The organism is Nocardia sp. NPDC005745 (genome assembly GCF_040630775.1).
In the GTDB taxonomy this organism is placed as follows: Bacteria; Actinomycetota; Actinomycetes; order Mycobacteriales; family Mycobacteriaceae; genus Nocardia.
Genome location: NZ_JBEXYF010000032.1, coordinates 24,104 through 44,385 on the forward strand (window position 1 = coordinate 24,104; position 20,282 = coordinate 44,385).

Consider the following 20,282-nt stretch of genomic DNA (forward strand, 5'->3'; position numbering starts at 1 on the left):
TGGCCGGCCCTACACTGAGCGGGTGACTTTTCGTCGGCTCGTCGCAGTGTCGTTCTTCGCCTTGGTGGTTCCCCTCGGCGTCGCTGCCTGCACGACGGAAGGCCCTGGTACGAAGACCGATTGCGCCCTGAGCGGCTGCACGGTGACATTCGCCCGCGGTGTGGACGCCAAAGCGAGCATCCTGGGCATCGAAGCGAAACTCATCAACGTGAACGGCAACCTGGTCACCCTGTCGGTGGGTGGTCAGGAGGTCACGGTCCCGGTCGGGGAGACCCGGTCCGCCGACGGAAGCACCGTCGCGGTGCAGGAGGTGACCGACGACAAGGTCGTGGTCAAGATCTCCACCGGCCTCACCGCCGGCTGATTTCGTCCGGTGTAGCCCGCCCGGTCCTTCGAGCGGGTGTATCGCCGATCTTGTAATTGCTGCGAGATGCCTGCCCGGTGCGCCGGTCTTCCCGGCATGGGACGTCTCCGTGCGCGGCGCACGGCGGCGGAGGCGTGCGGTTTCGGCGATGCCTGCCCGTGCGTGCGCAGCCGCAGGCGTGTCGCGAATGTGGCACCGGAGCAGTCGAGCGGCCGTATCGAGGATTTATTGTGGCCGGGTCGGCGTGTCGAGATCAGAAAACCGACGGGTATTGAATACCAATAGGTATTGAATACCGAAAGGTATTTACTCCGCGCTGCCAGGGGAAATATTTTTTACCGGAAATTTCTCCACGATTTGCTGTACATCGTGCGGTGCGCGTGTGTAGCGTCTGGAACCCGTAAACCCCTCACATGACAAGTGGTGGCGCGTGATCGGTATCGACGGTTGTCTGAAACGCATCATGGATATTCCCGGTGCGCGCAGTGTGACATTGGTGGACGGTGCGAGCGGTCTGGCGATCGCCGCGGACGGCAGGCACGAGGTGCTGGACGAGCACGAAGATGCCGCCGCCACAACGGATGTGGTGCGCGCGGTGCTCGCCTGCCCGGCATTGTCGAGCGGCGGCGACGGTGACGACGTCACCGAGATCATCATCTGCGGAACCCGCGGATACCACCTGCTGAACCTGGTGAACGGCGACTTCGACGGACGGCTTTTCGTACACGTGCTGTTCGACGAGGAAACCGGGAATCTCGCGATGGCGCGATATCAACTGCGCGGAATTCTCGATGAATTGGCCGAGGACACCGATGAGTCCTGAACTCGCGGTCGAATTGCGGCGGCTGGAGAAGGAAGGACGTACGGGCGTGCTGCGCGCGGGCGACGGCGCGTTTCACCTCGCCGAAGGCGCGATCGTTTCCGCCGATTGCCGCCGCACCACGGGACTGGACCGGCTGGTCGTCGAGGCGGGCGTGGCGACCGCCGAGGACTGGCGGCGCGCGGGGGCGGGCGATCCCGGCCGTGTGCTGGGGCGGCCCCGGCTGGAAACCCTCGCCATGCTGTCGGTTTTCGACGCCGCCTACTTCTTGCTGGCCTCGCCCGCCGTCCCGGAGTTCCGTCCTGCCCCACCGCACTGGCTGGCCCCGGTCTGCCACATCACGCCGCGGGCTCTCGTACAGGAGTGCGCGCGGCGCGGCGATCCGGAGTCCGGGCCGTGGCCCGCGGACCTGGTCGATCGGGTCCCGGTCGTGCCGGTGCGCCGGGTGCGGCGGCGCCGTCTGGTGCTCACCGGGGGGCAGGCCGAGGTGCTGGCCGCCGCGGACGCGCGGCGCAGCGTCGCGGGGATCGGCCGCGAACTGGGTCGCACCACCTATGGATGTCTGGTCGCGGTGCGGGATTTGACCGCCGCGGGGCTGATCGAGCCGCCCGCCGGAACGTCCGCCCCGGTGGCGGCCCGGCCGGTCGCACCCGAACCGGTGACCGAGGAGCCCGTGGCGGCCGAAGCCGTGAGCGCCGAGCCGGGCCGGCTTCCGAGGCGCCGTGGGCGGCACTCGGCGCCGGTCCCCGTCGCGGAGCGTTCGGAACCGCCGGACCGGGACCTGCTCGTCCGCCTGCAAGCGGCTTTGGAGGAGCTCGCGTGACCGCGCGGAAGAAACTGCTCGGCAATGTGATGGGAAGGTTGACGAAGGTGGCGATGTCCGGACCCGAACCGAACGCGGCGGTGCTTCTGGAGCTGAAGGCCCTGCGCGATCGCGTCCCTCGGCTGACCGGCGCGCTCGTGGCATCCAACGACGGGCTGCTCGTCGCCCACGATCTACCTGCGCAGATCGAGCCGAACGGGATGGCGGCGATGGCCGCCTCGCAGCTGTCGCTGTCGCACCGGCTTGCCACCACCGCGCACGGCGGCGGGTTCAGCGAGGTGGTGGTGCACGGCACGAGCGGGCACGTGGTCATCTACGCGGCGGGCTGGACGTCGCTGACCGTCCTGGCCGCCCCCGAGGTGAACATCGGCAGGCTGCATCTGGAATCCCGCCCGGCGGCCCGGGCGATCGCCGACTTGCTGACGCCGGTGGCGACCGACGCACGAAGCGAACAGACAACGAAAACCCACTGAAAGGAACACTTATGTCCACTATGGATCTGGCCCTCAAAGACATGATGGTGATCGACGGCGCGATCGGCGCCGCCGTGGTCGACTACAACAGCGGTATGGCACTGGGCATGCTCGGCAGTTCCAAGTCCCTGGATCTCCAGGTCGCAGGCGCGGGCAACACCGAGGTGGTGCGCGCCAAGATGCGGACCATGGACCAGCTGGGGCTCAAGGAGGACATCGAGGACATCCTCATCACGCTGTCCGGGCAGTACCACATCATCCGGCCGATGACCGGCCGCAAGTCCAAGGGCCTGTTCCTCTACTTGGCGCTGGACCGGGGCCGGGCGAATCTGGCGATGGCCAGGCACCGCCTGAAGGGCATCGAGGAGGACCTGGAGGTCTGATCGGCGCTCGCCGATTTGACCTGAAGCGTGGTTCAGGTCCGACGCTGTTGTTTGCAACGCACGCGTCGAAGGGAACCACCATGCTCGACCACCCGATTCAGCTCGCCGTGATCGTCGGCAGCACCCGTACGGGCCGTTTCGGCCCGACCGTCGCCACCTGGTTCGCCGAACACGCCGACCGGCGCGACGACGTCACCGTCGACGTCGTCGATCTGGCCGAAACACCACTGCCCGAACAGCTTTCCCACCATCCCGGACCCGAGGCGGCGCGGGCGCTGGCAGCGGTAGGTCCCCGGCTGGCCGCGGCGGACGCTTTCGTCGTGGTGACGCCCGAGTACAACCACAGCTATCCGGCGTCGGTCAAGAACGCCATCGATTGGCACTACACCGAATGGCGGGCCAAGCCGGTGGGATTCGTCTCCTACGGCGGGATCTCCGGCGGCTTGCGCGCGGTCGAGCACCTCAGGCATGTGTTCGCCGAACTGCACGCGGTCACCGTGCGCGACACGGTGAGCTTTCACGATGCGGGCAGGCGGTTCGACTCCGCAGGGCAGCCGACCGATCCGGAGATGCCGGTGTCAGCCGCCGATCAACTGCTCGGCCGACTGGTCTGGTGGGGGCGTGCGCTGCGGTCGGCACGAGCCGAACATCCCTATATCGCTTGACGTTCGACACTTCGGTTCGCTCCGCCGGGCTGTGCTCGGGAGTCAGGCGACCAACCGCAGGCTGCGCCACCGTCTATTTCCCCACCGGCGTAATCGGGGATGACGATCCATGACCGTTCGTCACGCGAGGTCGGACGGGCGTGGCCACGGATTGTGCTCTTTGTCCTCGACCGACTGGTTGAAGCGCGCGATGAGCTTGCTGAGTTGATCGATGTCGGCCTCGGTCCAGTCGGCCACCACGGCGCCGATGCCTTGGCGGCTCTGCACGCGGTCGGAGGCCAGTGACTCCAGCCCTTTCGGGCTGGCGCGGATCTTGCGGGCGATGCCCCCGTCGGGGTCGGGCACCCGGTCGACCAACTCTTGCCTGAGCATCGCTGCGACCTGCCGGTTGATCGTGGAAATATCCAACCGGAACGCTTCGGCCAGCTCGCGCAGACTCAGCGGGTGGTCCAATTCCAGCCTGGTCAAGATCAGATACGCCGAGCGGTCGAGCTGGAAGCCGGGGCGCCGTAGCAGCGCGGCGGGAAAGTGCCTGGACAGTAGCGAGAGCTCGAAGACGAGACGGCTCAGCGCTGCGTCGTCGCCGGGACCGGAATCGGACATACCCCACTATGTCGCGAGGATCACGTCGATACCAAATTGTGCAGCATACACACCATATGTACCGTACATACGTGACAGTAACCGCCGACGCGTCTCCGACCGTCTCTGATTCCGGCGCCCGGCGTCCCGCGCCGGCCTTGCTCATCGCGACGCTCGGCATGGTCGGTGTTGTCGTCTCGCTCATGCAGACGCTGGTCATTCCGATCATTCCGGCACTGCCCACGCTGCTGAACACCTCCGCGTCCAACGCCTCCTGGGTCGTCACCGCCACGCTGCTCGCGGGCGCGGTGGCGACGCCGATCAGCGGCCGTCTCGGCGACATGTTCGGCAAGCGCCGCATCCTGTTCGCCAATCTGCTTCTGCTGGTTGCCGGTTCGGTGGTCTGCGCGTCGTTCTCCACGCTGCTGCCCGAGATCGTCGGCCGCTCGCTGCAAGGTGCGGCGGTCGGCGCCATTCCGCTGGGCATCAGCATCATGCGGGACGAATTGCCCGCCGAGCGGGTGGGTTCCGCGATGGCGATCATGAGCGCCACGCTCGGCGTCGGCGGCGCGATCGGGCTGCCGGTCGCGGCGGCCATCGCGCAGAACGCGAACTGGCACGTGCTGTTCTGGACGTCCGCCGCGCTCGGCGTCGTGTGCGCCGCCGTGGTTTTCGTGTTGGTGCCGGAGTCGCCGGTGCGCACACCCGCCCGATTCGACTTCGGCGGTGCGATCGGGTTGTCGGCGGCGCTGCTCGCGCTGCTGATCGCGATCACCAAGGGCGCGGACTGGGGTTGGGCCAGCGCCCCGATCCTGATCCTGTTCGCGGTATCTCTTGTGGTGTTCCTCGGCTGGGGCGCTTTCGAACTGCGGCAGCGTTCACCACTGGTGGACCTGCGGGTCTCGGCGCGGCCGCGGGTGCTGTTCACCAACGTGGCCTCGATCGCCGTCGGCTTCGCGCTCTACGGCATGTCGCTGACCTTCCCGCAGCTGCTGATGGCGCCGGAGCGGACCGGATACGGCTTCGGGCTGTCCATGGTCAGTGCCGGGTTGGCGCTGGCGCCGACCGGGTTCGTGATGATGCTGCTGTCGCCGGTGTCGGCGCGGCTGTCGGCGAGCCGCGGCCCCAAGGTCACTCTCGCGCTCGGATCGGCGGTGATCGCGGTCGGGTACCTGTGCGCGGTGGTGTTGATGAACAGCGTCTGGGAGATCATGCTCGCCGCGGTGATCGTCGCGGGCGGCGTCGGCCTGGCGTACGCGGCGATGCCCGCGCTGATCATGGGCGCGGTGCCGATCACCGAGACCGCGGCGGCCAACGGCCTGAACTCGCTGATGCGCTCGATCGGCACCTCGACCTCCGCGGCGGTGATGAGCGTGGTGCTGGCGCACATGACCATGCAGCTGGGCCCGCACCTGCTGCCCTCGCGCGACGGGTTCCACACCACCTTCCTCATCGCGATGGTGGCGGCGCTGGTCGCGATCGGCCTGACCGCGTTGATCCCGATGCGCAAGACCGCCGACGCCGCTACCACCATCGGGCATTCCTGACCACTGTCGTTCTGGGTACCGATCCCGGTTTCAGCCGGGTCGGTACCCGGGTTCGTGACTACGCGTCCCAGCGGGAGTGGCTGCGCGCGAGTGGCGACTCCGGCAGTAATCGTTCCTCCGGGCTGCTGTTGGGGCACCGGTATGGCCCGCGGCTCACCTGCCGACGGCTTCGTTCGTGCTTGTGAGGGGTTCTCCCCACTTCCTTGGTGAGCGAGTGTGTTGGGTTGGCTCGTGCGCGAATCCTCGTGTGCCGTGTGCCGTGTGCCGTGTGCCGTGTGCCGTGTGCCGTGTGCCGTGTGCCGTGTGCCGTGTGCCGTGTGCCGTGTGCCGTGTGCCGTGGCAGCGCTTGTCGGTCGAGTGCCGATCAGTTCGCATCAGGAGTCGGCGACGGCATCGGTGTACCGGCGGCCGAGGGTACGGATGTGGGCGACCAGCTCCGGCGGCCCGTCGACGCGGAAATCCATCATCAGCATGGACAGGTAGATCGCGATGGTCTCCAGCGCGTCCGCGCCGGTGTAGAGCACACAGGTGTCCGCGTCCACGGCCTCGACCACGCCGACGGCGGGATTGATGCGGGCGATGACCGTCTCGGCGGGCGCGAGCACGGTGACCCTTGCCTGCACCTTCCATCCGGTTGTCGCGACGTGCCGCATGACGAAGGCGACCAGATCGTCATCCGGAAGCGAGCGTGCGGCGAAGCGGCGGGAACCGCCCTCGGCGTGGCTGATCCGGGCCACCGGGATCGCGCGCCAGGTATGGTCTTCCAGGCTGTAGGCGACCAGATACCAGCGGCGCTGCCAGTTGATCAGCCGGTACGGCTCCACCTCGATAGACGCGTCGGTCCCGGCTTCGGCGATCCGGACCGTCGCGCCGTCGCGGATGGCCCCGGCCAGGGTGGTGAGCACTGCGGCGGGTACCGGCGCGTCCGGCTCGCGCGATCCGGTGGTTGCCGGGCCGATCGCCGTCGCGTCACGCAACGCGGACACCTTGCGCTGCAAGCGTTTCGGCAGGATCTGATCCAGTTTGCCCAGTGCTTTGGTGACGTGCGCGGCGATGTCCGCGATGCCGGTGGAGCCGTCCTCGGCGAGTCCGACCGCGACGGCGACGGCCACCGCTTCGTCGTCGTCAAGCAGCAGAGGCGGCATGGTCGCGCCGCGGCCGAGCCGGTAGCCGCCGATGGCGCCGCGTTCGGCGTGCACCGGGTAGCCCAGCTCGCGCAGGCGCTGGATGTCGTGCCGCAGAGTGCGATCGGTGACGCCGAGACGCTCGGCCAGTTCGCGTCCGGTGTGCGCGCGGTCTTGCAGTAACGCGAGCAACCGCAGCAGTCGCGGAGTGGTCGAGGCCACTTTTTCCTCCCGGGTCAAATAGGAACAAAAATAGCCTAATGCCCGCATAGGCTTATGTCAGCACCGAAAAACGACCGAAGGGCACCGACATGAACGCCACCACCACCGCCGCCACGACTCTGCGCCCCGTCTGGCGCGGCGTGCTCGCCGATTCCTACCGCGCACTGGAGAGCGTCGTCGCCGGTGTGCGGGCCGATCAGTGGCATCTGCCGACCCCGTGCTCGGAATGGGATGTGACGCAGGTCGTCCAGCACGCCGCCGGTGACCAGCTGGCGTTCGCCGAGTCCCTCGGCATCGGCGACGGTCCGGCCTACAACCCGTTCGAGCCGTCCGGCGCGGTCGACGGTGCCCCCGCGGAGTTGGTGCGCGGGGCGATCGAGCAGACCGCCCTCGCCTGGAGCACCGTGGACGACGCCACCGAGACGGTGCCGACGCCGTTGCCGCACGGCGCGCTCGCCACTCCGGTGGCCGCGGTGATGTGCGCGCTGGACGCCGCGGTCCACGCCTGGGACATCGCGATCGCCACCGGCCAGGCATCGCCGTTGACCGATGAGCTGGCCACCCATCTGCTCGCCGCCGCCCGGGCCGGCCACCCGGCGCCCGGCAGCGGCGAGACGGCGGAGATCGTCGAACCGCTGCGCCAGTGGGGGGCCTATGCCGCGATCGTCGACGGTCCGTCCGGCGACGCCGTCGGTGATCTGCTGCGGTACCTGGGGCGCGAGCCGCGCTGAGCGTTGCGCCGGCTCCGGCGGGGCCCGTCGCTCACGCGCACGCCCTGGTGAATCACGGCTTCAACGCGCGGTGACGAACCCCTGGGCGACCATCCAGTCCCGGGCAACCTCCGCCGGTTCGCGCCCGTCCACGTCGACCTGACGGTTGAGTTCGGTGATGGTCTCGTTGGTGAGGCGCTGCGAGATCGGCGTCATGATCTCGGCCACCTCCGGATGCTCGTCGGCGAAACTCTCGCGCATCACCAGCGCGGCGTTGTACTTCGGGAAGAACCCGCGATCGTCCTGTAGCAGGACCAGATTCAATGCCGGGATGCGCCCGTCGGTGGCGGCGACCGAGCCGAAACGGCACTGTCTGCCGTCCGCGGTCGCCTGATAGACCACCGCGTCCTGCACGATCTGCTTGCGCACCTTGCCCGCGTCGATCTCGTACTTGCGGACGAGTCCGGGGAATCCGTCCTGGCGGACGTTGAATTCGGTGCCGACGCAGATGGCCGCGGCGGCCGGATCGGCGGCGGCCAGCGCGGCGTAGTCCGACAGCGTGCGCACGCCGGTCTCCTGCGCGGTCCGCGCGCTCATCACCAGCGCGTAGGTGTTGTTCATCGGCGCCATCGCGGTCCACACCATGCCGTGCTCGGCGAGGTCGGCGTCCCGCACCGCCTCGAACTGGCCGATCTCGTCGGGCACCGGCTTCTCGTTGCCGAGATAGTTGATCCAGCCGGTGCCGGTGTATTCGTAGGCGATGTCGATCTGCCCGTGCAGCTGGGCGTCACGCACGCTGTTGGAACCCTGGATGTTGGTCAGGTCGCGGACCTCGGCGCCGGCCGCGGTCAGGGCGAACTCGATGAGATACCCGAGGATGTTCTGTTCGGTGAAGTCTTTGGAGCCCACCGTGACCGGCACACCGTCCAGTGCGGGGATCGGGCGGATGCTGCCCGGCCCCACCCGCAGCGGCACCGCGCCGCCGGATTGCAGCCCGCAGGCGGCCACCAGCGCCAACCCCAGCCCCAGAGCGAGCGCGCGCCACGCCCGCGTCATTTCAGCCCCCTGGGCCCGAGGAATTCTTCGGCGAGCGCACCGAGCCAATCCACCAGCAGGGCCAGTGCCACCGCGAGCACCGCGCCGACCACCAGGGTGACGTTGTCGCGCAGTTTGTAGCCGGTGTCGATCAGAATGCCGAGCCCGCCCGCGCTCACCAGGAACGACAGCGTCGCCGTGCCGACGGCGAGCACCAGCGAGGTGCGCAACCCGGCCAGGATGTAGGGCACCGCGAGCGGGAATTCGATGCGGCGCAGGACCGTCACGGCCGACATCCCCTGACCGCGGCCCGCATCGATGAGCGTCCGGTCCACCTGCTGGTAGCCCAGGATGGTGTTGCGCAGCACCGGAAGCAGCGAGTAGAACGCGATCGGCGCCACGCCGATCCAGAAGCCGGTGGTCCGGGTGGCCAGATAGAACAGCACGATCAGCCCGATGGCCGGAGCGGCCGCGCCGATGTTCGCGATGCCTACGAAGATCGGTGTGAGGCGCCGGAATCCCGGTCTCGTGAGCAGGGTGCCCAGCGGGACGCCCACCGCGAGCACGATCAGCACCACGGTCCCGGTGATCACCACGTGCTGCCAGGTGACGGTCGCGACGTTGCCCGCGTTCAGGCTCGCTCGCTGCGTGACGGTGAGTTCGCGGGCGAACGCCCACACCAGCACACCGGCGGTGAGCACGAGCACGAGCACGGGCTGCACGAGCAAACGGATGCGCTCGGCCCTGCGCTGGGCGGCGGGTGACGCGATGGCGGTGGTCATGGCGCCCCGTCCCGTGCGGCGCCGTCCGCTCCGTGTTCGGCGCGCAGGGCCGACAGGTGGCCGATCAGCGTGTCGATGGTGATCAGGCCGACGTACTCGCCGCGCGGTCCGGTCACGACCGCGGTCGCGTTCTGATGCGTCAGCAGGGCTTCCAGCGCGTCCTGCAGCGTCGATCTCAGCGACAACGTCTCCGGCACCGGTGATCCGAGGCCGCGCAGTGCGTCGGCGTGCGCCAGGTGCTCGGCCGAGACCCAGCGGAGTGGACGGCCCTGACCGTCCAGCACCAGCGCCCACGGCCGGTCCCGGTCCGCGAGCGCGGCGCGCAGCGTGCCGGCCGGGTCCTCCTCGGTGGCGGTGGGACAGTCGCCGAGTTCGACGTCCCCGACCCGGGTCAATGTGAGCTGTTTGAGCGAGGCGTCCGCGCCGACGAAGCCGGCGACCGTCTCGTCGGCGGGGTCGGCCAGGATCGCCGCGGGCGTGTCGTATTGCAGGATCCGGGACTTGTCGCCCAGCACGGCGATGCGATCGCCGAGCTTGACCGCCTCCGTGAAATCGTGGGTGACGAAGACGATCGTCTTGCCGAGTTCGCCTTGCAGGCGCAGCAGCTCGTTCTGCAGCGAGCCGCGGGTGATCGGATCGACCGCGCCGAACGGCTCGTCCATCAACAGGACGGGCGGGTCGGCCGCCAGCGCCCTCGCCACACCGACGCGCTGCTGCTGCCCGCCGGACAACCGGCGGGGATAGCGGTCGCGGAAGGTGTCCGGGTCGAGGCCGACCAGTTCCAGCATCTCGTCGACCCGTGCCGCGATGCGCCGCCGGTCCCAGCCGATCAGGCCCGGCACGGTCGCGACGTTCTTCGCGACGGTCAGATGCGGGAACAATCCCGCTTGCTGGATCGAATATCCGATGCCGCGGCGCAATCGGTCGGGATGGATCGTGGCCGCGTCGCGCCCATCGATCGTGATGGTGCCCGAGGTGGGCTCGATCAACCGGTTGATCATCCGCATGGTGGTGGTCTTGCCGCAGCCGGACGGTCCCACCAGGACCACGATCTCACCGGCCGGGATGGTGAGCGAGACGCTGTCGACGGCCGGATCACGCTGCCCCGGATAATGTTTGGTCACCGAATGCAGCACGATCTCGACGCCGGAGACGACGGATCTCGCGGAGCCGTCGCGGGTTTCGGTCTCAGTCACGGATTCCCCTCGGGGTGGTGAGCCGTCCGATCAGGACGTAGATCGCGTCGAGTGCGAGTGCGAGCACGACGACGAGGAGCGTGCCGACCAGGGCCTGCGGCACCGCGTTCGGGCTGCCGAGGCGCGCGAGACCGGAGAAGATCAGGTTGCCGAGCCCGGGGCCCTTGGCGTACGCGGCGAGGGCGAGAATTCCCATGATCAGTTGCGTGCTCACCCGCATTCCGGTCAGGATCGCAGGCCAGGCCAGCGGCAATTCGATCCGGGTGAGCACCCGGAGCCGGTTCATCCCGACCCCGCGGGCCGCATCGGTCACGGCCGGGTCCACCGAGGCGAGCCCGATGATGGTGTTGCGCAGAATCGGCAGCAGTGCGTACACCACGAGCGCGGTGATCGTCGGCGCGACACCCAGGCCGAGGATCGGGATCAGCAGGCCCAGCAGCGCGAACGACGGAACGGTGAGCACCGCGCCCGCCAGCGCGGAGGCGATCGAGGAGCCGAACGGGCTGCGGTAGACCAGCACCCCGATCAGCACCGAGACCGCCGTGGCCAGCAGCACCGATTGCACCACGGCCGAGACGTGCAGATAGGAGTCGACCAGCAACTGATGCCGCCGGTGCACGATGAATGTCCACAGCGTGTCCAGGGCGGTACCTCCCCATCGGCCGGCCTCTCGGGAGACTAGCGCGGTTTCGCCGATGCCGTACGCGATTTCGGCTCGTACGGGTTGCCTCCGGCTCGGTCAGCGAGAACCGGACGGATGGCGCCGGGAACCGTCGCGCGCCCTCGCGCGTCGAATTCCATAGGCTCGACAACAGCATCACACAAATGAACGGGGGAGCGATGGCACAGCGGCCGGGATGGCGATCAGGGCGGTGGATCGCGCTCGCATTGGTGCTGCTCGGTGTGGTCGGCGCCGGGATCACCGGGGCCCTCTGGTGGCAGGACCGCGCCGACCGCGGAGCGGTCGTGGGCGAGCGTCTCACCGAGTTCCCCGCGCTGGACCGTTCGGCGCTCGACGCAACCCAGGCCGGAATCGTCGCGATCGCCGAGCGCGAGTTCGCCGATCCGGGCGCGGGCACGAAATACGCGGAAGGCGTCGAGGAGGCGTGGTGCGCCGATTTCGTCAGCTGGGTGCTGCGCGAGGCGGGTGTGGCGCTGGCCAACCCCAATTCGGGCTCCTGGCGGATTCCGGGTGTCTATACGTTGCAGGAGTACTACGAGAGCGTCGGCCGGTTCGAACCGATCGGCTCGGGCTATCGACCGCGGACCGGTGACGTGCTGCTGTACCAGGAGTCCAGTCCGTTCGGGCAGCACACGAACATCGTCCTGCGGGCCGATGGCGGGCAGGTGACCACGATCGGTGGCAACGAGTACGGCGGGATCCGGATCCACCGCTTCACGCTGGACGACGTGACGGGAGTGGTCGGTCTCGGGCGATTGTGAAGATCACTCCCGCGGAGCGGAATCTGTCCGATATGCGGGTGAAACGGCGTGCCGGATGGTCCTACGATGGAGACGGCGGCGCCCGGCAGCGCCGCCGCCGGTCCCCGCCCTGCTTCCCCCTCATCGGCAGGACGGGGATCCCGGGCCGATCAGCGCGTTCCGGGGCGGGACAAGATCGGTCGCGTACCGTGTCGGGTGTCCATCGAGAGGTGAGGGTTCCGGAACTACTGATGCATCCGACCGACGAATCGAGTAGTGCGCCAGCCTGGATCGACTACGCCGAGTTCGGCGAGCGTTTCGTCGCGCACGCCGTGAACGCCGCTCGCATCGAATCCGCCATCTCCGGTATGACGGGCCGCGGCCTGACCATCGGCCCGGTCTCGATCGGCCCGGCCGGACTCGCGGGTTTCGTCGCCGAGGGCAAGGTCGGCACCCCGCGCGTCCTGCACAGCGGCCCCCCGGTGACCTTCGCCGTGACCGTCCCGGTGTCGCTCACCCTCAAAGTGCTGCTCGGTGGCCGGAAACTGCGGCTGGAGGCCAGGGTCGAGATCGATCTGACGCTGCACGCCCGTACCGCCGAGCCCGTGCTCATCGTCATCGACATCCCGCCGATCACCCAGCGTGACATCAGCTTCGTCCTGCGCGCCCAAGCGGTGGAGTCGGCATGGGAATGGCTGCTCGACCCCATCGCGGGGGTGGTGCAGCGGGAGGTCGCGTCCCGGGTGAACGCCATGCTGGCCGATCCGCAGACCCGCCGGAACCTGGTGTTCGACGTCGAGGCCATGGTGGCCGGTAAACGCTCGCCGCACCGGGATCGGATCGCGTTCGACTGGATCGGTTACGACGAGTTCGGGCATCGGTTCTTCTCCCGCATCGTGACGCGCGAACGGGTGTCCGACGTGGTCGAACGGTTGGCGGGCAGGCCGATCGAAGTCGGGCCGCTGCGGACGGGGCCGCGCGCCAGTGCCGTCGTGACCGTTCGCGGAGCGGTCCGCATGCCGCGGCTTGCGGACCGGTCGGCGGATCCGGTCGCTTTCGACCTGATGCTGCCGGTAAGCCTGGACATCACGGTGGACGTGCTGAAAGCCAATCGCTATCGCGCCGACGTCGAGGTGCCGTTGGCGCTCACCGCCCGCGCCGCCGACCCCTTGCGCGTGGTGATCGACGTGCCGCCGCCGGTCCCCGCCGACATCCGGATGGAGTTCGCCGCGCGAGGTGCTCGGGCGGCCGCCCTCGGTGCGCTCGCCGGGATAAAGAAACAGGTCGTCGCACAGGTGGCGGCGGTGATCCGTAGAGAACTGGCCGATCCCGCGATGCGCACCATCGACGTGGCCGCTCGGATCGACGGCGTCGCCTGACCCGATCACCTGCGGCTGGTGTGGCGAATGTGAAACGTGTTTCTCCTGGGTCTAGCGGTTCTGATGTGAATGTGGTGAAATGAGTTCACGTTCGAGGCTCCCGGCGCGCGGTGATTTGGGGAAGGTGCGCCGGGCACGCTGCTCTTCCAGGTCAGGGTTGCGCGAAGGAGTCGACGATGCGTTCCATTCCGGTGTCCCGGCGTGATCTGTTCGCCTACGCGGCCGCGGCGGCTGTGGTCGGTGTCACCGCCGCGGCAGCTCCCGCCGCCGCGCGGCCCTCGCTCGGCACCCTGATCGATTACGCGGGTGGCGTCCCCTCGGCCGCGGCGATCCGCGACGCCGGACATGTCGGCGTGATCCGTTACGTGTCCGACCGCAGGCCGGGCGCGGAGTGGATGGCTGGAAAACCGCTGCGATCCGCCGAAGTCGACGATCTCAAAGCGGCCGGTCTGCAGATCGTCTCGTGCTACCAATTCGGCAAGGGCCCGACAGCGGACTGGCGCGGGGGGCTGGAAGCGGGCAAACGGCACGCCGAGCGCGGGCTCGCGTTGCACCGCGCCGCCGGTGGTCCGGACAACGTGCCCATCTACGCGTCTATCGACGACAACCCCTCCGCGGTCGACTTCGCCACCATGATCGCGCCGTACCTGCTGGGCTGGCAGGCCGTGCTCGGTCGGGAGAACACCGGCGTCTACGCGAACACCCCGACCATCGAACTGGCCCGCACCGCGGGATTGGGCGCCTGGTACTGGCAGCACAACTGGGGCACACCTAAAGGCTTCGTGCACCCGGCCGCCCACCTGCACCAGTTCGAGATCGACAAGCAGTCCATCGATGGGGTGGGGATCGATGTGAACAACGTGCTCACACCCGAGTACGGGCAGTGGTGAAAAGCAGCCGTACTCCCATCCAGCCGGCGCGACCACATCAGCCCGGCTCCAGGTTCCGAGCGAAGCGAGACCGAGCATGCGAACACCCAGCGCCGCAGGCGCCGACAGATACTAGGTCTGGCAGTGGCTTATCGGGGTGACGCGCAGGTCGGGTTCGTCGTCCGGGACGACGCGCAGGGTGGGGCGGCTGTCCGGGGCTTCGTGGTTGCCGAGCCAGGAGAACAGCGACCACCGGGACAGGCCGGAGAACGCGGAACCGAGGCTGGCGAACGAGAACGAGGAGATCGCCGACCCGACCGAGCCCACGGACCCGATCGACAGCACCGAACCCACACTGCCGATGGACAGGACCGAGTAGGCCGACCCGATGGACAGGATCGACCCCTCCGAGCGGAAAGACAGGATCGAGCGATGCGAGCGTCTGCTACGGATCGAATGTGCCGTGCGTATCGAATGATCGATGGTCGCCATACTTAGCGGTCTACCACAGTCCGGACGGCTCGTGGGGCGGCGCGGCGGATCCGGTCGAGGTTGTCGCGGGCTTCCCCGGAACGACCGCGGGCGGCGACCCCGATGGAGTCGCCGCCCTCGATCGAAAGCTCAGCCTACGGTGAAGAATCCGAGCGTCGGCAGGAACGAGCAGGTCCGCGCCTCGTCGTCACCGGACTTCGTGGTCAGCGAGCCGGAGACGACCGCGACGACGCGGCCGAAGCCCGTGTCGGCGATCGCGGACAGCGTCGCGGGGCCGTCCGGGTTGATCTTGGCCTCGTCGGTCAGCGGCAGGACGCCGGACTGACGGGTGTCCAGGTTCAGCCACTGCACCGTCATCGGCGGATTCTGCACCGGCGTCGGCGACTTGGTGCCGAGCGCGGTGAAGACGAACCCGGTCTGACCGGCGCTCGGGCCGGGCGGCGGCAGCGTGGCCGGGCCGGGAACGGCCAGGGCGGTGCCCACCGAGTCGGCGCTCGGGCCGATGCAACCCTTGCCGATGGTCGGGTACAGGAACTGCGCGATCGCCGGGCCGTCCTGCGGCACCTCGGGACCACCGCCGCCGCTGCCGTCCAGGAAGGTGATGATCCGTTCCAGTGTCGACTTGATCTGCGGCGGCAGGTTCAAGGTGGCCAGCAGCTTGCGAGCCTGATCCAGGATGGCCGACTGCGGGCCGGCGATCCCGCCGGGGGCGGCGATATCCGCCGGGCCCGCGACGGCGCCGACGATTGCTGGGGCGAGCGCGGCCAGCGCATCCACCGGAACACCTTCGGGAACCATGGGAACGCTGTTCGTGAGCGCCGCGGGGGCGGTCGCGGGGGCCGCGATTGCTGTCGTCGGCGCGGCGAGCGTGGCGCTCGCCGCGACGGCGAGCGCGGACAATGCGATCCGCGATCCTCGGGTGCGAAGCACTGGTCTGGCCGTCCTTACCTCGGGTACATCTGGGTTCGATTGCTAAAAGCCATCGTTTCGGGGGTCACTCTAGGGACATTGCGGCTATGTGTACAGCCGCGGCGTCCGGAAGGCGCCGTGGACGATCAGTGTTAGCAGAACATACCGCGCCCTGATGTTACTGGTGTGAAAGTTGATGCAAATGTTACCGGTGGTTCGAGGGTGGAGCCGACCGGAAGCGCGCTGCGGTTAATCTAATCGGTGCCGTCCGCGCTGTCGCCAGAACATCCAAGTCCGGGCGTGCCGAACCGACGCACCGCACTCGAGCCGAAAGCCAGCGATTTGAATCGTCACCTCCGATGGGCTTTGTCGGTGCTGGGCCTGTCCGTGCTGGCCCGGTTGCTCTGGATGCTGCTGTCTCCGAACGGGATGAACCTCGTCGACCTGCACGTCTACGTCGGTGGGTCGGCCGCGCTGCTGACCGATCAGCTCTACGACTTCACCTACGCGGAGAAGACCCCGGACTTCCCGTTGCCGTTCACCTATCCGCCGTTCGCGGCGCTGGTGTTCTTCCCGCTGCACTACCTGCCGTTCACCGTGGTCGCTGTGGCCTGGCTGCTGGCCATCGCCGCGGCGCTGTACGCGGTGATGCACATCAGTCTCGAGCTGATCTTCGGTGCGCAGCGGCTGCGGACGCCGCAGTGGCAGGCCGCGACCGTCGGCTGGACCGCGCTGGGGCTGTGGCTGGAACCGGTGCGAACCACGATGGACTACGGCCAGGTCAATGTCTTCCTGGTGCTGGGCGGGATGCTCGCGGTGCGCAGTTCGCGGTGGTGGATCTCCGGCGGACTCGTCGGCATCGTCGCGGGCATCAAGTTGACGCCCGCGATCACCGGCCTCTACTTTGTCGCGCGCGGGCGCTGGGCAACCGTGGTGTGGTCGGCGGTGGTCTTCGGCGCGACGGTTGGGCTGAGCTTCTTGATCGCACCCGCCGAGGCGCGCCGGTACTTCGGCACACTGCTCGGGGACGCCGACCGGATCGGCCCGGTGGGGTCGGTGTGGAATCAGTCGTTGCGCGGCACACTCAGCCGGATCCTCGGCTACGACGTGGAGTCCGGGCCGTGGTGGATCGCGGCCGTGCTCGTGGTCGCGGTGCTGGCGTTGCTGGCCTGGCGCGCACTCGGCCCGGACGACCGGCTCGGCACGCTCATCATGGTGCAACTGTTCGGGCTGATGGTCTCGCCCATCTCGTGGTCGCATCACTGGGTGTGGTTGCTGCCGACCGTGCTCTGGCTGGTCTACGGGCCGCTGCGCCGAGCGCCCGGCGCGCGGATCATCGCCGGGTACTGGCTGGTGACCATGTTGGTCGGCGTGCCGTGGGTGTTGTCCTTCTTCCAGGATTCGATCTGGACCATCTCGCGCCCGGGCGTGCTGGCCTGGCTCGGCGCCGTCGACGTGCTCGGCGTCGTGGCGTTCTATCTCTGGGTCATCCGTTTCGGACCCCGGTACGCCGGATCGAGCGCGGATGACGAAGCGCGCGTGACAACAGAGGGCTCCGCGCGGACCGCGTAGGTGCGATTCAGTCGGATCGTGTTACCAACAGATCTATCTGGTGCGCCAAGGCGACATCCAGCGCGGTGAGCCCGCCCGCGGAGTGGGTGGACAGGCTGAAGGTGACGTTGCGCCAGCGGATATCGATGTCCGGATGGTGGTCGGCTTGCTCCGCGACTTCGGCGACCCGGCGCACGAGGTCGATGCCCGCGGGAAAGGTGGGCGCCTCGACCGTGCGGACCAGTGCGTCCCCGGATCTGGTCCAGTCCGGCAGTTCGGTGAGGGCCTCGGCGATCTCGATATCGGAGAGCAGTGTCTGCTGGGCCATAACACTCCTTACTACTCGCCTCGGGCCGCCCCGGAAAGGTGGCGGCGATGGTCAGGCCGCGCGTGCCTGCTTGAGTGCCTTCTTCAGGTCCTTGCCGGTGACTCCGGCCGCTTCACACTTCTTCATCCGCATGATGACCACGGGGCACTTCAGGCAGCGCGTCTTCTTCCGACAGCACTTCTTCTTGGGTTTCAGGCTCGAAACCTTCTTTGCTTTGACCTTGCCCACGGGGGTTAGCGTACCCTAAGTACAAAGCCTGAAACGTTTGCGCGAACGGACTGCCGGTAGGGTGTAGCTGGCCGCTATGCCCGGTGAGTTTCGATTCTCCACCTGTCTGCAAGGAGCCCGGCGTGAGCGTCAGGACCCGGAGGCGGCAACCTGCGTAACCGCGCAGGGGTCCCGCTCTCGCAGGACACCGAGCACCATCGGCTCCCACACCGAAACAGCAGGAGGATTCAGGCGTGTCGTCTGCACGCGATTTTCGCAACGTCGCCATCGTGGCCCACGTCGACCACGGCAAGACGACCCTGGTCGACGCCATGCTGCGCCAGTCGGGCGCCTTCGCCGAGCGGGCCGAGCCCGTCGATCGAGTGATGGACTCCGGCGACCTGGAGCGCGAGAAGGGCATCACCATTCTCGCCAAGAACACGGCGGTGCACCGCCACCACCCGGACGGCTCGGTCACCGTCATCAATGTCATCGATACCCCGGGCCACGCCGACTTCGGTGGTGAGGTCGAGCGCGGCCTTTCCATGGTGGACGGTGTCGTGCTGCTGGTGGACGCCTCCGAGGGCCCGCTGCCGCAGACCCGGTTCGTGCTGCGCAAGGCGCTGGCCGCGTCGTTGCCGGTGATCCTGGTCGTGAACAAGACCGACCGCCCCGACGCCCGCATCGAGGAGGTCGTCGAGGAAAGTCACGACCTGCTGCTCGACTTGGCCTCCGATCTGGACGACGCCGCCGCCGAAGCCGCCGAGCTCGCGCTCGACCTTCCGGTGCTGTACGCCTCCGGGCGAGAGGGCAAGGCGTCCAAGGAGCGTCCGGAGAACGGCAACGCCCCGGCCGCGGAGAACCTCGACGCGCTGTTCGACGTGCTGCTGGAGTACATCCCGGCGCCGAAGGGTGATCCGACCGCGCCGCTGCAGGCGCACGTCACCAACCTGGACGCCTCGGCCTTCCTCGGCCGTCTCGCGCTGGTCCGCATCCACAACGGCGAACTGCGCAAGGGGCAGAACGTCGCGTGGATGCACGCCGACGGCGTCAAGCAGGTGAAGATCACCGAGCTGCTGCAGACCATCGGCGTGGAGCGTCAGCCGGGTGAGGTCGCCGTGGCGGGCGACATCGTCGCCATCGCGGGCATCCCGGAGATCATGATCGGCGACACCCTCGCCGACATCGACGATCCGGTCGCGCTGCCGCGCATCACCGTCGACGAGCCCGCCATCTCGGTCACCATCGGCACCAACACCTCGCCGCTGGTCGGCCGGGTGCAGGGCCACAAGCTGACCGCCCGCATGGTGAAATCGCGCCTGGACCAGGAGTTGGTCGGCAACGTGTCGCTGCGCGTGCTCGACATCGGCCGCCCGGACGCCTGGGAGGTGCAGGGCCGCGGTGAGCTGGCGCTGGCCATCCTGGTGGAGACCATGCGCCGCGAGGGCTTCGAGCTGACCGTCGGCAAGCCGCAGGTGGTCACCAAGCAGGTCGACGGCAAGGTGCACGAGCCGTACGAAGAGCTGACCATCGACTGCCCCGACGAGTACCTCGGCGCGATCACCCAGTTGCTGGCCGCGCGCAAGGGCAAGATGGTGCAGATGAGCAACCACGCCGCGGGCTGGGTGCGGATGGAGTTCATCGTTCCCTCGCGTGGTCTGATCGGCTTCCGCACCGACTTCCTCACCGAGACCCGCGGCACCGGCATCGCCAACGCCGTGTCGCACGGCTACGCGCCGTGGGCGGGCGAGATCCGCGCCCGGCACACCGGCTCGCTGGTCTCCGACCGGTCGGGCACGGTGACGCCGTTCGCCATGATCCAGCTCGCCGACCGCGGGCAGTTCTTCGTGGAGCCCGGCGCGGACACCTACGAGGGACACGTCGTCGGCCTCAACCCGCGCGCGGAGGATCTCGACATCAACGTCACGCGGGAGAAGAAGCTGACCAATATGCGCAGCTCGACCGCCGACGTGATCGAGACCCTGGCCAAGCCGTTGCAACTGGATCTCGAAGCCGCCATGGAGTTCTGCGCCGCCGACGAGTGCGTGGAGGTCACCCCGGAAGTGGTCCGGATCCGCAAGGTGACCCTCGGGCAGAACGAACGTGCGCGGGAACTGTCCCGGCGCAAGGCGCGGGACCGCGCGGCGCTGTAATCAGCTCCGACGGAACGGGATTCGGTGTCCGCGGGACGCCGGATCCGTTCCGGTCGGTGCGAGCCGGAAGGTGTTCGCGCTGGACAGCCGTGGATTCGACTCGCGTACACCTGAAGATCGTCGGCAATTCATCCATGATGCAATTCGGGGCGGACGCGGCAATCGGAATATCGCCGACACGGTTTTGTGATGTGGTTTGCGGACAGGGGTCGATGCCGCATCTGCCTTCCGAAGGGCGTCGATTGT

23 protein-coding genes are annotated in these 20,282 nt (G+C 68.2%); 13 read left to right on the plus strand and 10 right to left on the minus strand.

The annotated features are described in order from the left end of the window. The first annotated feature begins 22 nt into the window (after positions 1-22). The 6 genes from ABZ420_RS27505 to ABZ420_RS27530 all read left to right on the plus strand — a co-directional run bounded on the left by ABZ420_RS27505 (position 23) and on the right by ABZ420_RS27530 (position 3,528). Positions 23-364, plus strand: a complete 342-nt coding sequence (locus ABZ420_RS27505) for a hypothetical protein (protein WP_357128418.1) — start codon at positions 23-25, stop codon at positions 362-364. Positions 365-794: 430 nt separating this feature from the next. Beyond that, positions 795-1,187 (plus strand): hypothetical protein, encoded by a 393-nt coding sequence (locus ABZ420_RS27510; RefSeq protein WP_357128420.1) that lies wholly within the window; start codon positions 795-797, stop codon positions 1,185-1,187. Further along, positions 1,177-2,007: a hypothetical protein gene (locus tag ABZ420_RS27515; RefSeq protein WP_357128423.1), complete on the plus strand. Its 831-nt coding sequence runs from the start codon at positions 1,177-1,179 to the stop codon at positions 2,005-2,007. The genes ABZ420_RS27510 and ABZ420_RS27515 overlap by 11 nt, the downstream gene beginning before the upstream one ends. After that, the gene (locus tag ABZ420_RS27520; protein ID WP_245549078.1) at positions 2,004-2,480 is read left to right on the plus strand and encodes a roadblock/LC7 domain-containing protein; all 477 of its coding nucleotides are present in this window, start codon (positions 2,004-2,006) and stop codon (positions 2,478-2,480) included. The genes ABZ420_RS27515 and ABZ420_RS27520 overlap by 4 nt, the downstream gene beginning before the upstream one ends. 11 nt (positions 2,481-2,491) lie before the next feature. After that, positions 2,492-2,863 (plus strand): hypothetical protein, encoded by a 372-nt coding sequence (locus ABZ420_RS27525; protein ID WP_040869544.1) that lies wholly within the window; start codon positions 2,492-2,494, stop codon positions 2,861-2,863. Between the two features lie 80 nt (positions 2,864-2,943). Beyond that, a complete protein-coding gene (locus tag ABZ420_RS27530) occupies positions 2,944-3,528 on the plus strand; it encodes an NAD(P)H-dependent oxidoreductase (RefSeq protein ID WP_357128427.1) in 585 nt (194 codons plus the stop codon). A gap of 120 nt (positions 3,529-3,648) precedes the next feature. Here the strand turns inward: ABZ420_RS27530 and ABZ420_RS27535 are convergent, their stop codons facing one another. Continuing rightward, entirely contained in the window at positions 3,649-4,131 is a 483-nt protein-coding gene (locus ABZ420_RS27535; protein WP_357128429.1) for a MarR family winged helix-turn-helix transcriptional regulator, read from the minus strand. A gap of 71 nt (positions 4,132-4,202) precedes the next feature. Here ABZ420_RS27535 and ABZ420_RS27540 point away from each other — a divergent pair, with 71 nt between their 5' ends. Further along, positions 4,203-5,657, plus strand: a complete 1,455-nt coding sequence (locus ABZ420_RS27540) for an MFS transporter (protein ID WP_357128432.1) — start codon at positions 4,203-4,205, stop codon at positions 5,655-5,657. 374 nt (positions 5,658-6,031) lie between these two features. Here ABZ420_RS27540 and ABZ420_RS27545 read toward each other — a convergent pair whose 3' ends face one another. Continuing rightward, positions 6,032-7,003 (minus strand): WYL domain-containing protein, encoded by a 972-nt coding sequence (locus tag ABZ420_RS27545; protein WP_357128435.1) that lies wholly within the window; start codon positions 7,001-7,003, stop codon positions 6,032-6,034. 89 nt (positions 7,004-7,092) lie between these two features. Here ABZ420_RS27545 and ABZ420_RS27550 point away from each other — a divergent pair, with 89 nt between their 5' ends. After that, positions 7,093-7,734 (plus strand): TIGR03086 family metal-binding protein, encoded by a 642-nt coding sequence (locus ABZ420_RS27550; RefSeq protein WP_357128438.1) that lies wholly within the window; start codon positions 7,093-7,095, stop codon positions 7,732-7,734. 60 nt (positions 7,735-7,794) lie between these two features. On the opposite strand, the gene ABZ420_RS27555 is transcribed toward ABZ420_RS27550, so the two are convergent. The 4 genes from ABZ420_RS27555 to ABZ420_RS27570 are packed head-to-tail and all read right to left on the minus strand — an operon-like array spanning position 7,795 to position 11,369. Next, the gene (locus tag ABZ420_RS27555; RefSeq protein WP_357128441.1) at positions 7,795-8,769 is read right to left on the minus strand and encodes a glycine betaine ABC transporter substrate-binding protein; all 975 of its coding nucleotides are present in this window, start codon (positions 8,767-8,769) and stop codon (positions 7,795-7,797) included. Then, positions 8,766-9,530: an ABC transporter permease gene (locus ABZ420_RS27560; RefSeq protein ID WP_357128444.1), complete on the minus strand. Its 765-nt coding sequence runs from the start codon at positions 9,528-9,530 to the stop codon at positions 8,766-8,768. Before ABZ420_RS27560 ends, ABZ420_RS27555 begins: the two co-directional genes overlap by 4 nt. Next, complete coding sequence (locus tag ABZ420_RS27565; protein WP_357128447.1) at positions 9,527-10,726, minus strand: ABC transporter ATP-binding protein; 1,200 nt, start codon at positions 10,724-10,726, stop codon at positions 9,527-9,529. The genes ABZ420_RS27560 and ABZ420_RS27565 overlap by 4 nt, the downstream gene beginning before the upstream one ends. Then, positions 10,719-11,369, minus strand: coding sequence for an ABC transporter permease (locus tag ABZ420_RS27570; protein WP_357128563.1), 651 nt, complete (start codon positions 11,367-11,369; stop codon positions 10,719-10,721). The genes ABZ420_RS27565 and ABZ420_RS27570 overlap by 8 nt, the downstream gene beginning before the upstream one ends. Positions 11,370-11,551: 182 nt before the next feature. Here ABZ420_RS27570 and ABZ420_RS27575 point away from each other — a divergent pair, with 182 nt between their 5' ends. The 3 genes from ABZ420_RS27575 (at position 11,552) to ABZ420_RS27585 (ending at position 14,417) form a co-directional block, all read left to right on the plus strand. Further along, complete coding sequence (locus tag ABZ420_RS27575) at positions 11,552-12,169, plus strand: CHAP domain-containing protein (protein WP_357128450.1); 618 nt, start codon at positions 11,552-11,554, stop codon at positions 12,167-12,169. Positions 12,170-12,399: 230 nt separating this feature from the next. Then, on the plus strand, positions 12,400-13,527 hold the full coding sequence (locus tag ABZ420_RS27580; RefSeq protein ID WP_357128453.1) for a hypothetical protein: 1,128 nt from the start codon (positions 12,400-12,402) through the stop codon (positions 13,525-13,527). 176 nt (positions 13,528-13,703) lie between these two features. Further along, positions 13,704-14,417 carry a DUF1906 domain-containing protein gene (locus ABZ420_RS27585; RefSeq protein WP_357128456.1) on the plus strand — a complete coding sequence of 238 codons (714 nt, stop codon included), beginning with the start codon at positions 13,704-13,706 and terminating at the stop codon, positions 14,415-14,417. 111 nt (positions 14,418-14,528) lie between these two features. On the opposite strand, the gene ABZ420_RS27590 is transcribed toward ABZ420_RS27585, so the two are convergent. Then, a complete protein-coding gene (locus ABZ420_RS27590; RefSeq protein ID WP_062974541.1) occupies positions 14,529-14,888 on the minus strand; it encodes a hypothetical protein in 360 nt (119 codons plus the stop codon). A 129-nt stretch (positions 14,889-15,017) separates the two neighbouring features. Continuing rightward, positions 15,018-15,818, minus strand: coding sequence for a hypothetical protein (locus tag ABZ420_RS27595; protein WP_357128459.1), 801 nt, complete (start codon positions 15,816-15,818; stop codon positions 15,018-15,020). A 321-nt stretch (positions 15,819-16,139) separates the two neighbouring features. Here ABZ420_RS27595 and ABZ420_RS27600 point away from each other — a divergent pair, with 321 nt between their 5' ends. Then, positions 16,140-17,369, plus strand: coding sequence for a mannosyltransferase (locus ABZ420_RS27600; protein WP_357128566.1), 1,230 nt, complete (start codon positions 16,140-16,142; stop codon positions 17,367-17,369). A 7-nt stretch (positions 17,370-17,376) separates the two neighbouring features. Here the strand turns inward: ABZ420_RS27600 and ABZ420_RS27605 are convergent, their stop codons facing one another. Both ABZ420_RS27605 and ABZ420_RS27610 read right to left on the minus strand, forming a co-directional pair. After that, positions 17,377-17,676 carry a 4a-hydroxytetrahydrobiopterin dehydratase gene (locus ABZ420_RS27605; RefSeq protein ID WP_357128462.1) on the minus strand — a complete coding sequence of 100 codons (300 nt, stop codon included), beginning with the start codon at positions 17,674-17,676 and terminating at the stop codon, positions 17,377-17,379. A 51-nt stretch (positions 17,677-17,727) separates the two neighbouring features. After that, on the minus strand, positions 17,728-17,904 hold the full coding sequence (locus ABZ420_RS27610) for a hypothetical protein (protein ID WP_085994939.1): 177 nt from the start codon (positions 17,902-17,904) through the stop codon (positions 17,728-17,730). 233 nt (positions 17,905-18,137) lie between these two features. Between ABZ420_RS27610 and typA the strand changes: the two genes are divergently transcribed. Further along, entirely contained in the window at positions 18,138-20,036 is a 1,899-nt protein-coding gene (typA, locus tag ABZ420_RS27615; protein WP_040869525.1) for a translational GTPase TypA, read from the plus strand. The last annotated feature ends 246 nt before the right edge of the window (positions 20,037-20,282 follow it).

Bases quoted from the DNA above. Each gene is read 5' to 3' on its own strand.
- ABZ420_RS27580 (WP_357128453.1), top strand. From the start codon at position 12,400: ATGCATCCGACCGACGAATCGAGTAGTGCGCCAGCCTGGATCGACTAC.
- ABZ420_RS27550 (WP_357128438.1), top strand. From the start codon at position 7,093: ATGAACGCCACCACCACCGCCGCCACGACTCTGCGCCCCGTCTGGCGC.
- ABZ420_RS27585 (WP_357128456.1), top strand. From the start codon at position 13,704: ATGCGTTCCATTCCGGTGTCCCGGCGTGATCTGTTCGCCTACGCGGCC.
- ABZ420_RS27525 (WP_040869544.1), top strand. From the start codon at position 2,492: ATGTCCACTATGGATCTGGCCCTCAAAGACATGATGGTGATCGACGGC.
- ABZ420_RS27590 (WP_062974541.1), bottom strand. From the start codon at position 14,888: ATGGCGACCATCGATCATTCGATACGCACGGCACATTCGATCCGTAGC.
- ABZ420_RS27535 (WP_357128429.1), bottom strand. From the start codon at position 4,131: ATGTCCGATTCCGGTCCCGGCGACGACGCAGCGCTGAGCCGTCTCGTC.
- ABZ420_RS27555 (WP_357128441.1), bottom strand. From the start codon at position 8,769: ATGACGCGGGCGTGGCGCGCGCTCGCTCTGGGGCTGGGGTTGGCGCTG.
- ABZ420_RS27560 (WP_357128444.1), bottom strand. From the start codon at position 9,530: ATGACCACCGCCATCGCGTCACCCGCCGCCCAGCGCAGGGCCGAGCGC.
- ABZ420_RS27530 (WP_357128427.1), top strand. From the start codon at position 2,944: ATGCTCGACCACCCGATTCAGCTCGCCGTGATCGTCGGCAGCACCCGT.
- ABZ420_RS27575 (WP_357128450.1), top strand. From the start codon at position 11,552: ATGAACGGGGGAGCGATGGCACAGCGGCCGGGATGGCGATCAGGGCGG.
- ABZ420_RS27605 (WP_357128462.1), bottom strand. From the start codon at position 17,676: ATGGCCCAGCAGACACTGCTCTCCGATATCGAGATCGCCGAGGCCCTC.
- ABZ420_RS27515 (WP_357128423.1), top strand. From the start codon at position 1,177: ATGAGTCCTGAACTCGCGGTCGAATTGCGGCGGCTGGAGAAGGAAGGA.